Raw genomic sequence first — 12,489 nt, forward strand, 5'->3', positions numbered from 1 at the left:
CAATCTACTCTCATGTTATTACGTCAAGGCCCGTATTAGTATTAATTAATCTAGCGGTTAAAAGCTTTTTATTTAAGCTCGCGGCGCAGTACTTTACCTACATTAGTTTTGGGCAGCTCATCGCGGAACTCAACCGAACTTGGAACTTTGTAGCCAGTTAACGACTTACGCGCAAAATCACGCACGTCCTGCTCGGTTAAAGCCGAATTCATACTAACCACAAAGGCTTTTACCAACTCGCCGCTTTCTTCGTCTGGCATACCAACCACAGCAGCCTCGACAATATCGGGGTGCTCTGTTAGCGCATCTTCAACTTCATTAGGGAATACTTTAAAACCCGAAACATTAATCATGTCCTTTTTACGATCGACAATTTTAATATATCCATCATTATCAACCATGGCTATATCACCGGTTTTTAGCCAGCCTTGATCGTCAATCGTTTTAGCGGTCGCCTCTGGGCGCTGCCAATAACCTTTCATCACTTGCGGGCCGCGCACACACAGCTCGCCCGTTTCCCCCAAGGGTAAATCGGCGCCATCTTCAGCAATCACCTTAACCTCGGTTTGCGGCACAGGCAGCCCCACCGTACCCAACCTAATACCATAGCGTGGGTTAATGCTTACTACCGGTGACGTTTCGGTTAAACCATAACCTTCACATACCGGGGTGCCGGTGACTCTCTCCCACTCTTTAGCTGCACGCTGAGTTAGCGCCATTCCGCCTGACGATGACAAGCGCATATGACTAAAATCCAACGCTCTAAAATTCTCATCACGGCACAGGGCATTAAACAATGTGTTAAGGCCAACAAAACAGGTAAATGGCACGCCTTTTAGCGCCTTAGCAAAGCCGGGAATATCACGAGGATTGGGAATTAAGATGTTTTCGTTACCCAGCGAAAATGCACACATACAATGAATCGTATAAGCGTAAATATGGTACAGCGGTAAAGGCGCAATAAAGATATCTTGATTGGTGCGAAACACGTCGCCCATCTGCTGATTCACTTGCAGCATATTAGCCACTAAATTGCGGTGGCTAAGCATCGCACCCTTGGCTACACCGGTAGTACCTCCTGTGTATTGTAAAACCGCCACATCTTCTGGGGTCGCGTGATGCGGCTGAAAATCGGCGCTCGCGGTTTTCATCACCGATTTAAATGAGCGGCTCGATGAAAAGCTAAACGGCGGCACCATTTTTTTAATGTACTTAACCACCGAGTTAATCAGCAGTGACTTTAACGGTGGATGCAAATCGGCAAGTTCGGTAACAATCACCTCTTCGACATCAGTCTCGGCAACCACTTCGGCCGCAGCACCGGCAACGTTAGCCAACACCACCAACGCTCGGGCACCGGAGTCTGTCAGCTGATGTTTTAGCTCTGTCGAGGTATACAAGGGATTTGTGTTAACCACGATCATACCAGCGCGCAAAGCACCAAACACAACCACCGGATACTGCAACACATTAGGCAACTGTACAGCGATACGATCGCCAGGCTTTAAATTAGTTTGCTGCTGCAAAAATGCCGCAAAACGACCGGACAGCTGCTCGACTTCACGAAAGGTCAAGGTATGACCTAGGCAGGTAAACGCCGGGCTATCGGCAAACTTACGACAAGTCTCGGTGAAAACCTCAACCACTGTGCGATTATAATCTAAAGTCATACCGCCTAACTCCCATTTTTTGTTATCGGGTCTAAAGCATTCCTCTTACGATCATACCTGATGGCTTCGCCTGATTATAGGACAACTTTAGTAATATCGAGCTAAGTCGTATTGACCAAAAAATAGCCAGCCACTTGGGTCGCCAGCACCGCCGTTAAACCCCAAATATTATAACCAGCACAACAATAAGCGGGGGTTTGATACTGCACCCCAGCCCGTTCGATGTGATCAAAATAATCGGCGCGCGCCGCTTGAAACAATGCCAAAGGAGCGTAAAAAATTGCATTTAACTCGGACCGGTCAGCTGTCAGTGCAACACCAGGAGCAATTTGCGCCACCACCGCGGTCACCTTAACTCCGGCGCGAGTATGTATGGCCGGCAACGCACCCAGCAAAGCCACGCGGTCGGGACTTAAAGCGGTCTCTTCGTGAGCCTCGCGCAAGGCTGTGGCTATAAGATCACGATCACCCGGTTCGAACTTACCACCCGGAAATGCCACCTCAGAGGGGTGATTGAGTAAATGCGCCGCGCGCTCGGTAAGAAGGACCTCTACCTTGTCGCCCCGCTCGATTAGACCAACAAGTACGGCCGCCTCGCCTACGGTAGGACAGTACTGCCGCAAAGTTTCTAAAGGCTGTAGTTGCCGCACTAACGCGCGCCAGCGGGCATCAGACATCGGCAAGCTGCCAGATATCGTAGGCGGGTTCTTCAAAGGGGTGGGCTGAAATTAGCGCGTGTTTAACAGCGCGGATATGTTCTGCATCGCAAACCAGCTCGACTCGCCACTCGGGCTCGCGGGTAAGCTGTTGGGCCGTACCGGTAAAAGGCTGGCTGCCGGCAAGGGGCCGAAACTGTCCCTCTCCCAGCGTTTGCCAGCAACATTGATCATAATGACCAATTTTGCCGGCACCGGCGGAAAACACCGCCAATTTAACGACCTCTAGGTGCGAGTCTGGCACAAAAAACACCAACTTATACACGTCAAGGCCTCTGAGTTAAACGATAGCGCGTACTCGTACAACGTGTTCAACCTGCTCAATAGCACGCAACACATCGGCACTTGGCGCCACCTCAACATCAACAATATTGTAAGCAATATCGCCACGACTTTTGTTTACCATATCCACCACGTTAACGCTGTTATCGGCCAGTACCGACAACACCTGCCCCAATACCCCCGAGACATTATCGTTGCAGAAGGTAATGCGCGCACCCTGACCCGAGCGATCCAACTGTACCGTCGGAAAGTTTACCGAGTTTTTAATGTTGCCATTTTCAAGGTAATCCATCAGTTGATCCGCGCCCATAATCGCGCAGTTTTCTTCGGCCTCGGCAGTGCTAGCACCAATATGCGGCATGGCATAAACATCTTCACGCTGCAATAAAACAGGCTCTGGGAAGTCGCAAATGTACATGCGCAGCTTTTTAGCATCCAAGCTTTGCACTACAGCCTCGGCATCGACGATAGCATCACGAGCAAAGTTAAGCAGCACGGCACCCTCTTTCACCGACTTTAACGACTCTTCGTTAATCAAATGATGGGTCGCCTCGATGGCGGGCACATGCAAAGTAATGTAATCACAGCGCGCCAATAGCGACTGTAAATTCTCGGCGCGAGCCACTCGGCTCGGTAAACGCCACGCAGCCTCGACCGACAACGCAGGATCGTAACCCACTACGTTCATACCCAATGCTAGTGCAATATCAGCGATCAAAGAGCCAATCGCCCCTAAACCAACAATCCCCAACGTCTTGCCGGTTAATTCGCTACCGGCAAAGTTGGATTTTTGTTTTTCCATCAGTGCGCTCATCTCGGCCGCATCGGTCATCTCGGTTAGCGATTGCGCCCAGTTCATGCCTGGGATAATGCCCCGCGAGCCCAGCAACATGCCAGCAACTACCAGCTCTTTTACCGCGTTAGCGTTAGCACCGGGAGCGTTAAATACCACGACACCTTTTTTGGTGTAATCGGCAACCGGTACGTTGTTGGTACCGGCACCGGCGCGAGCTACGGCTTTCACCGACTCGGGCAGCACCTCTGTGTGCAATTTATGACTGCGTAAAATATAGCCGTCGGGCATGTCGATATCGCTGGCGACCTGATATTTACTCGGGTCAAAACGATTCAAGCCTTTCTCTGATATTTTGTTGTAGGTCTTAATTTTGTACATGATGCTTCCCAAATCTGTGCGTTTAAAAAGGTTCCGAGTGTTTACCGGTGCACACTAAAAGTAGTTACGCCGTGACTTCTTTGTAGCCCCACTCTAACCAAGGTAGCAGCGCTTCTAAATCGGCCGCCTCCACTGTCGCGCCACACCAAATCCGCAGCCCTGGAGGCGCATCACGGTAAGCTCCAATATCGTAAGCAACACCTTCGCTATCGAGTAACTTAACCAAAGCTTTAACCTGTGCTTCGCTGGCATCAAGAGTAAAACACACACTGGTGTTTGAGCGAACCGACTTATCGGTGGCCAAGAAATCGATCCAATCATTGGCGGCAACAAATTTTTCCAACACGGCTAAATTCGCTTCACTGCGAGCAATTGAGGCCTTAACACCACCAATTGACTCAACCCAATCCAACGCATCTAAATAGTCTGCGACACACAACATAGAAGGCGTATTAATCGTTGCCCCTTCAAAAATACCATCGATCAACTTGCCACCTTTGGTCATGCGGAACAGTTTAGGCATTGGCCAAGGTGGGGTGTAATTTTCTAACCGTTCAACTGCACGCGGCCCTAAAATCAGCACTCCATGAGCACCCTCACCGCCCAATACTTTTTGCCAGCTAAAGGTAATAACGTCGAGTTTCTCCCACGGCATATCCATGGCAAATACGGCCGAGGTAGCATCACAAATGGTCAACCCTTGGCGGTCGTCTGCAATCCAATCACCGTTGGGTACTTTCACGCCCGAGGTGGTGCCATTCCAAGTAAAAATAACATCGTGGTCAAAATTAGGTTTGCTCAAATCTGGCAGCTGGCCGTAATCGGCCTCGAGTGCGGTTACGTTATCTAGCTTAAGCTGCTTGGTGACATCAGTCAGCCAGCCTTTACCAAACGACTCCCACTGCATAACATCTACTGGGCGCTGTCCGAGCAATGACCACATCGCCATTTCGACTGCGCCGGTATCAGAGCCGGCAACAATACCCACCCGATACCCTTCAGGCAGGCCCAGCATTTTAGCGGTTTGCTCACAGGCACGTCCCAACGCCGCTTTACCTAAGCTTGAGCGATGCGAGCGGCCTAAAGTGGCAAGGTCCAACTGGGTTACGTCATAGCCTGGGCGCTTGCTGCAAGGGCCGGATGAGAAATTAGGGTTTTGCGGTTTCACCGATGGTTGCATAACAGTCCTCTGGGTCATTCGGGATGATAGGCGCACGCTTATATAGGCGGGAGTTTCCGTAGCAGGAAGGTAACCCAAGCATGTGTAAGAAATTTGGGCGCTGATTATGCCAGTTAGTGGGCAGCCGGTCTACGGTTTGTCGTAATCTACACGTATAGAGTCAATGCGCTAAGCTGGTGCTCGCTGTCGTCACACCAGCCAAACACTGGCTGCATTCACACGGCGGTAGCGCTATAGTAACGCCATGCACCCAAGACCCGTTTCAACCGCACTTTTGATACTCGTAAGCAGTTTACTATTGCTGACGCTCGCCGTCATACATACAAGCATCAATCCCATATTACAATACCAGCGTTCCGCCATAGAACACTGGCACTTATGGCGCTTGTTTAGCGCCCATGCCGTACACCTTAATGTGGTTCACGCACTGCTTAACATAACCGCGCTTTGGTTGATTATTTTTTGGTTGGGAGCCGAGCGTAGTCGGCTCGCCTGGCTGTCAGCCGGCGCGCTTATCGGCCTCGGTATTTCTTTGGCACTCTACCTTTGGCAGCCCAACATTAGTTACTACGTGGGCTTGTCGGGCGTTTTACATGGGCTACTGGTGTTTGGCTTGGTGCCACTTTGCTGGAAAAACCAACCCGCCGCGTGGGTGGGGTTTATCGCCGTTATTATTAAATTGTGTTACGAACAAATCATTCCCACTGGCAATAACGCGACAGAGGCGTTAATTGCTGGGCCGGTAGTGTCTATCGCACACATTTACGGCGCTTGCAGTGGCCTGCTACTGGCACTTATCGGGCAGCTAAAGGAAAAAATACAATGTCGTTTTGCTCGACATTAATGCTCGGTATGACTTACCACATCAAGTCGTTGATGTGCGCTATAGAAAAACCCCGATACTGTAAAAAACGCATCCGTTTGGCTTTTTCTTTGTAATCTACCGCCGGACGCGGAAACTTACGTTTAAGTACATCCTCGGCTAGGCTCAGCCAATCGGCTTCGCTCGCGGCCAAGGCATCGGCAATTAAGGTGCTCGCTACGCCTTTTTGTTGCAGCTCTCGGTCTATGCGCTCGGGCCCTCGACCTTTGGCAATAGCGCTGCGCACAAACATACCCGCGTAACGTTCATCGTTTACATAACCCAACTCGCAAACCCACGCTAGGGTTTCATCGACTCGTTGCGGGTCGGCAAATTTTTGCATAAGCTTTTGCCGTAACTCGTATGCCGAGTGCTCACGTCGGGTAAGCGAGCCCAAAGCGCTATTGCGAATCTTGGCCGTTAATTGCTCTGGAGTGATGTCGGTATCCACGTTATTGTCCTAGCGCTTTTGCAGTCTTGTTAGCGTTAATGTTTTAGCTTTTAGCTTTTAGCTTTTAGCTTTTAGCTTTTAAGCGTATTAATGCTCTCGGCAGAAAACTCAAGATACAAAAAAGCCGCAAATCTGCGGCTTTTTTGACAATTTGCAACGACGGTTAAGCTTCTTGCTCCTGCTCCACTTCGGCTTCAAGCGGTTTTTTCGCTGTTCCTAGCAACTCGGCCCGTACTCGGGCTTCAAGTTCTTTGGCTATCTCGGGATTTTCTTGTAAAAACTTAACCACATTGTTTTTACCTTGACCTATTTTATCGCCGTTATAGCTATACCAAGCGCCTGCTTTATCAACCATTTCTAGCTTGACGCCAAAATCTAACACCTCGCCTAAACGGTTAATCCCCTCACCGTATAAAATCTGAAACTCGGCCTGCCTAAAGGGCGGCGCCACTTTGTTTTTCACCACTTTAACTCGGGTCTCAGAGCCGGTAACTTCATCGCCATCTTTAACCGAACCAATACGACGAATATCCAAACGTACCGACGAGTAAAACTTAAGTGCGTTACCACCGGTGGTGGTTTCGGGGCTACCAAACATCACACCGATTTTCATACGAATTTGGTTAATAAAAATCACCAAACAGTTAGCGTTTTTAATATTGCCGGTAATTTTACGCAGTGCCTGTGACATCAAACGCGCCTGCAAACCTACGTGATGATCACCCATCTCACCTTCAATTTCGGCCTTAGGTGTTAGCGCCGCCACCGAATCGACAACCAAGACATCTACTGCACCAGAGCGCACCAGCATGTCCGACACCTCCAGTGCTTGTTCACCGGTATCGGGCTGCGAGATAATCAGCTCATCAACTTTTACGCCTAATTTTTCAGCGTAAATAGGGTCAAGAGCGTGCTCGGCATCAATAAAGGCGCAGTTGCCACCAGCGCGTTGCGCCTCGGCGATTACTTGCAACGTTAAGGTGGTTTTACCGGATGATTCAGGCCCGTAAATTTCGACAATTCGGCCCTTGGGTAGGCCGCCAATGCCCAGCGCGACATCCAACCCAAGCGAGCCGGTAGAAATAGCCGGAATCGCCACATGCTCACGGTCACCCATGCGCATTACAGTACCTTTACCAAACTGGCGTTCGATCTGGCTCAAAGCCGCTTGTAGCGCTTTTTCTTTATTCGCATCCATTTGACACACCTCAACGTTAAATTCAAAAATTTGCTTGTTGCCTGTTATCGTTATGCCCAATTTTAGTACGCAGTTTTAATGCGCGGGGCTTATTATCCAACCATGACTGCCAGGCTATGTTGACGAGCATACAGCAAAATACTGTACAAGAAAACAGTACTATTGATTTATACAGTAGTTTTTACACTTTCGCCAATCTAACCAGCTCTCGCAGCGCTGTCACGCAGGCCTGATGCCGCACTTGCTCCCTATCTCCTTGGTAAACATAGCACTCAGAGCTAACGTTACCCGCGGCATCGGCCCACCCAAACCACACAGTACCCACCGGCTTATCTCGTGTACCGCCACTGGGACCAGCAATACCGCTAACGGCTACCGCTAAATCAGCCCCACTGGCCGCTTTAGCGCCAAGCGCCATTTGCTCTACCACCGCACGACTTACTGCTCCTTCATCTGCCAAAGTGGTTTCACTAACGCCCAGCAAACGCACCTTGGCACTATTGGCATAGGTCACAAACCCCATTTCAAACCACTGTGAGCACCCCGGAGTTGCCGTTATCGCGCTGGCAACACCACCGCCTGTACACGACTCAGCCGCCGTCACCTGCCAGCCTCGCGCACTTAAATAAGCGCCTAACTCGGCCGCCAAATGCGGTAGTGTCAAACTGGCTGTCAACTCAGGCATTTTTGTCTCTCTTATTACTGCAGGTTAAGCACGCTTAACGCGTAAGAATAGGCATAAGGTATTCTCCGTACTCGCGCAGTGCAAGTCCATAGTGATTGCCGTAAAATGCCCAGCTGTTCTCCCGCTAACCCGCACACAAGTATTGGAAATTATGTCTTCAAATACGACCGCCAAGCCAGACGCCACCGCCCATACCCCCATGATGACGCAGTATTTACGCATCAAAGCAGAGCACCCCAACGAGTTGGTGTTTTACCGCATGGGGGATTTTTACGAGCTATTTTTTGACGATGCAAAGAAAGCCTCGGAACTGCTGGATGTAACTTTAACCGCACGCGGGAAATCTGGCGGCGAACCTATCCCCATGGCCGGAGTGCCGTATCACGCAGCCGAAGGTTATTTAGCGCGCTTGGTGCGAGCCGGTGTGTCGGTGGCAATTTGTGAGCAAATTGGCGACCCAGCCACCAGTAAAGGACCGGTTGAGCGCAAGGTAATGCGGGTAATAACCCCAGGCACCGTCAGCGACGAAGCTTTAATGGACGAGCGTCGCGATACTTTATTAGTTGCGCTCCATCGCCATGAAAACACTTACGGTATCGCCTCGCTGGATATGGCCAGCGGCCGCTTTTTAGTGCTCCAAGTAGATGGGCTCGATGCCGCAACGGGCGAGTTACAGCGCTTAAACCCCGCCGAGCTGTTGGTCAGCGACGATTTAATGCTGCCCGAGCTGACCGAGAATCGTAAAGGCGTGCGCCGCCGCGGGCCGTGGGAGTTTGAGCTAGAATCCGCCCAGCGCTTATTAGCGCGCCAGTTTGGCACACAAGATTTATCTGGTTTTGGTTGCGACCATTTAGACAGTGCGATTGCCGCCGCCGGTTGCCTATTAGGTTACGCGCGCGAAACTCAGCGCACCGATCTACCCCACGTGCGTGGCTTGGCGTTTGAAAACCGCGACGAAGCAGTCGCGCTAGACGCGGCAACCCGTCGTAACCTAGAGATTGATATCAACCTCACCGGCGGCGATGAGAACACATTATTTGCGGTACTTAACCGCACAGCCACCGCGATGGGTGCACGCTTATTGCGCCGCTGGTTAAACCGACCACTGCGCGATATGAATATATTAGTGCAACGCCAAGATGCGTTAAGCGTACTCACCGACAACTATAAGTTTGAGCCGGTGCGCGAGCTGTTAAAACGTATTGGCGACATGGAACGCATTTTGGGTCGGCTGGCACTGCGCTCATCGCGCCCCCGCGATTTATCCCGTTTAGGTGCATCGCTCGCCTGCTACCCAGAGCTACAAGCGTCACTTAAAGCCTGTCAGTCATCCCGACTCATTGAGCTGGCGCAACTGATTAACACCTTTCCGACACTGGTCGATTTGCTCGAGCGCGCCGTGGTCGAAAACCCACCGGTAGTGATCCGCGAAGGCGGTGTGATTGCTGAAGGTTACGACAGTGAACTGGACGAGCTGCGTAATATCAGCAACAACGCCGGCCAGTACTTGGTAGATTTAGAAACTCGCGAGCGTGAACGCACCGGCATTAACACCCTTAAAGTGGGCTATAACCGAGTGCACGGTTATTTTATAGAGCTAAGCCGCGCACAGGCACAAACCACCGAACTGCCCGTCGATTACCAGCGCCGACAAACCCTAAAAAACGCCGAGCGCTTTATTACCCCAGAGCTAAAAGAGTTTGAAGACAAAGCGCTATCGGCCAAAAGCCGAGCTTTAAGCCGTGAAAAAGCTTTATATGAAGCCTTAATAGAAGAACTTAACGCACACTTAATTCCGCTGCAAGACTCGGCCGCCGCCGTAGCCGAACTGGATGTGCTGACTAACTTTGCCGAGCGCACCATCAATCTAGAGCTGTGCCGTCCCGAGCTGGTTCATACTCCAGGGCTATCAATTAACGCCGGCCGACATTTAGTCGTCGAGCAGGTCTTGGACGGGCCGTTTGTCCCCAACGATTTAGAGTTTAACGATCAGCGCCGAATGCTGATTGTTACCGGCCCCAACATGGGGGGTAAATCAACCTATATGCGCCAAGCTGCATTAATTACCCTGCTGGCACATGTGGGCTGTTTTGTACCCGCCAGCAGCGCAAAAATTGGCTTAGTCGACCGCATCTTTACTCGTATTGGCTCGTCCGATGATTTGGCCGGTGGCCGCTCAACCTTTATGGTAGAGATGACCGAAACCGCCAATATTTTGCACAACGCCACCGACCGCAGCCTAGTACTGATGGATGAGATTGGCCGTGGCACCAGCACCTTTGATGGCCTGGCACTCGCATGGGCTTGCGCTCGCCACCTAGCCGAAAACGTGCGCGCCTTTACGTTGTTTGCCACCCACTACTTTGAGTTAACCGAGCTACCGACCAGCCTGCCAGATATCGCCAATGTCCACCTCAATGCCACCGAGCACAAAGACAACATTGTGTTTTTACATAAAGTACAAGAAGGGCCAGCCAGTAAAAGCTACGGGATCCAAGTGGCCAAACTGGCGGGAATCCCAACCATCGTACTGCAACGCGCGGCCGAACAACTGAGCTTGCTCGAAAACAACCAGCGACCAGCACCCACTGCAAGTAGCGCCCTTCAAGCATCACCTTTGCAGCCGAGTTTATTTGACGCGCCCAACAACCCTGCAATCGAGGCGTTAACAGAGATTGACCCCGACGAATTAACCCCAAGGCAGGCATTAGAGGCTCTATACCGCCTAAAACAGCTTAATTCATGACAATATGATCTACCAAAAACTGAGAATGCTGGTAAAATGCCCCCCTTTCGCACAAGCACCTGTAATCGTGGAGTCGCACAATGACATTCGTAGTTGGGGATAACTGCATTAAATGTAAGCACACAGACTGTGTCGAGGTTTGCCCAGTTGACTGTTTTTACGAGGGGCCCAACTTTCTGGTCATTCACCCAGATGAATGTATTGATTGCGCCCTGTGTGAGCCAGAGTGTCCGGTAGATGCTATCTTCTCGGAAGATGAACTACCCGAAGAGCAAGCGGTGTACCTAGAACTTAACGCCGAGCTGTCCGAGGTATGGCCCAATATTACCGAGAAAAAAGACGCCCCTGAAGATGCCGAAGAATGGGATGGCGTGGAAGATAAGCTGCAATACTTAGAGCGCTAAGCGCTCCTAGCAGCCATAAAAAACCGCGCTTAATGCGCGGTTTTTTTATGGCTCGGATTGAGAGTATTAACCTTTAAACTCCAAATAAACTCTCACTACTAAGACCTTGCTTTTCCATAATGTCACGCAGTCTATGCAATCCCTCAACTTGTATTTGCCGCACTCGCTCGCGAGTTAAGCCAATGGCTCGGCCAACCTGCTCTAACGTGCCCACCTCATGACCACGCAAGCCAAACCGGCGCGCCAGCACCTCGCGTTGTTTTTCGCTAAGGTCGTCAAGCCATAAATCTAAGCTGTCTTTAATATCGTCATTTTGCGTTAAAACGGCAGGATTGGATTCTTTTTGATCAGTAATAGTATCGACAACCGTCCGATCCGATGAGTTGCCAATAGGAGTATCAACCGAAGTCACTCGTTCGTTTAAACCTAACATTCGCTCCACATCACTGACCGGTTTTTCCAACATTTGGGCGATCTCGTCGGCTGACGGCTCGTGATCAAGTTTTTGCGTTAACTGGCGCGCGGCGCGCAAGTAAACGTTAAGCTCTTTAACAACATGGATCGGCAGGCGGATAGTGCGAGTTTGATTCATGATCGCTCGCTCAATAGTCTGGCGGATCCACCACGTGGCGTAGGTGGAAAAACGAAACCCGCGCTCTGGGTCAAACTTTTCTACCGCGCGAATTAAACCGAGATTGCCCTCTTCTATTAAGTCGAGTAGTGCCATGCCACGATTAACGTAACGGCGCGATATTTTTACCACCAAACGTAAATTGCTTTCGATCATTCGTTTGCGTGAGGCTTCGCAACCGTTTAATGACTTACGCGAAAAGTACACCTCTTCCTCTGCAGTTAGCAGCGGTGAAAAGCCTATTTCATTTAAGTAAATCTGAGTCGCATCAAGCGATGAGGTATCGCTGGGGTATCGATCGGGTGTGGGTTTTCGTTTTTTTGCGGTGCTGGGTTGAGGTTGGTCATCAAGTACGATGGCGGCAATATCCGTGTGTGCAAAGACTTGCTCGTCGCGCTTAGTTTTTATTATTTCCCTATTTTGTACTGGCATGCTACGCCCCCTTCAGGATCCATACCGGAGTTTGTCGCCTCTCTTAGACGACAATATA

At 50.5% G+C, this 12,489-nt stretch carries 12 protein-coding genes; 3 read left to right on the forward strand and 9 right to left on the reverse strand.

The genetic code is table 11. The features are described 5' to 3' along the window. Positions 1–68: 68 nt before the first annotated feature. The 5 genes from GILYN3_RS06905 to GILYN3_RS06925 form a co-directional block, all read right to left on the reverse strand. Positions 69–1,670 carry an AMP-binding protein gene (locus tag GILYN3_RS06905; RefSeq protein WP_049722155.1) on the reverse strand — a complete coding sequence of 534 codons (1,602 nt, stop codon included), beginning with the start codon at positions 1,668–1,670 and terminating at the stop codon, positions 69–71. Positions 1,671–1,771: 101 nt separating this feature from the next. Continuing rightward, positions 1,772–2,347 (reverse strand): NUDIX hydrolase, encoded by a 576-nt coding sequence (locus GILYN3_RS06910; protein WP_049722156.1) that lies wholly within the window; start codon positions 2,345–2,347, stop codon positions 1,772–1,774. Then, entirely contained in the window at positions 2,340–2,651 is a 312-nt protein-coding gene (locus GILYN3_RS06915; RefSeq protein ID WP_049722157.1) for a Nif3-like dinuclear metal center hexameric protein, read from the reverse strand. The genes GILYN3_RS06910 and GILYN3_RS06915 overlap by 8 nt, the downstream gene beginning before the upstream one ends. Positions 2,652–2,666: 15 nt before the next feature. Further along, positions 2,667–3,842, reverse strand: coding sequence for a phosphoglycerate dehydrogenase (locus GILYN3_RS06920; protein WP_049722158.1), 1,176 nt, complete (start codon positions 3,840–3,842; stop codon positions 2,667–2,669). Positions 3,843–3,906: 64 nt separating this feature from the next. Then, the gene (locus GILYN3_RS06925) at positions 3,907–5,022 is read right to left on the reverse strand and encodes a phosphoserine transaminase (RefSeq protein ID WP_049722159.1); all 1,116 of its coding nucleotides are present in this window, start codon (positions 5,020–5,022) and stop codon (positions 3,907–3,909) included. 298 nt (positions 5,023–5,320) lie between these two features. On the opposite strand from GILYN3_RS06925, the gene rrtA reads away from it, so the two are divergent. Then, the gene (rrtA, locus tag GILYN3_RS06930) at positions 5,321–5,866 is read left to right on the forward strand and encodes a rhombosortase (protein ID WP_049722160.1); all 546 of its coding nucleotides are present in this window, start codon (positions 5,321–5,323) and stop codon (positions 5,864–5,866) included. Positions 5,867–5,879: 13 nt separating this feature from the next. Here rrtA and GILYN3_RS06935 read toward each other — a convergent pair whose 3' ends face one another. The 3 genes from GILYN3_RS06935 to GILYN3_RS06945 form a co-directional block, all read right to left on the reverse strand. Continuing rightward, positions 5,880–6,335 carry a regulatory protein RecX gene (locus tag GILYN3_RS06935; RefSeq protein WP_198147295.1) on the reverse strand — a complete coding sequence of 152 codons (456 nt, stop codon included), beginning with the start codon at positions 6,333–6,335 and terminating at the stop codon, positions 5,880–5,882. 163 nt (positions 6,336–6,498) lie between these two features. Then, the gene (gene recA / locus GILYN3_RS06940) at positions 6,499–7,533 is read right to left on the reverse strand and encodes a recombinase RecA (RefSeq protein ID WP_049722161.1); all 1,035 of its coding nucleotides are present in this window, start codon (positions 7,531–7,533) and stop codon (positions 6,499–6,501) included. Positions 7,534–7,714: 181 nt separating this feature from the next. Further along, positions 7,715–8,218, reverse strand: coding sequence for a CinA family protein (locus tag GILYN3_RS06945; RefSeq protein WP_049722162.1), 504 nt, complete (start codon positions 8,216–8,218; stop codon positions 7,715–7,717). A 151-nt stretch (positions 8,219–8,369) separates the two neighbouring features. On the opposite strand from GILYN3_RS06945, the gene mutS reads away from it, so the two are divergent. After that, a complete protein-coding gene (gene mutS, locus GILYN3_RS06950) occupies positions 8,370–10,964 on the forward strand; it encodes a DNA mismatch repair protein MutS (RefSeq protein ID WP_049722163.1) in 2,595 nt (864 codons plus the stop codon). A gap of 80 nt (positions 10,965–11,044) precedes the next feature. Further along, a complete protein-coding gene (fdxA, locus tag GILYN3_RS06955) occupies positions 11,045–11,368 on the forward strand; it encodes a ferredoxin FdxA (protein WP_049722164.1) in 324 nt (107 codons plus the stop codon). A 73-nt stretch (positions 11,369–11,441) separates the two neighbouring features. Here the strand turns inward: fdxA and rpoS are convergent, their stop codons facing one another. Next, complete coding sequence (gene rpoS / locus GILYN3_RS06960) at positions 11,442–12,431, reverse strand: RNA polymerase sigma factor RpoS (protein WP_049722165.1); 990 nt, start codon at positions 12,429–12,431, stop codon at positions 11,442–11,444. Between the last annotated feature and the right edge of the window lie 58 nt (positions 12,432–12,489).

It is taken from the genome of Gilvimarinus polysaccharolyticus, from assembly GCF_001187555.1.
GTDB lineage: Bacteria > Pseudomonadota > Gammaproteobacteria > Pseudomonadales > Cellvibrionaceae > Gilvimarinus > Gilvimarinus polysaccharolyticus.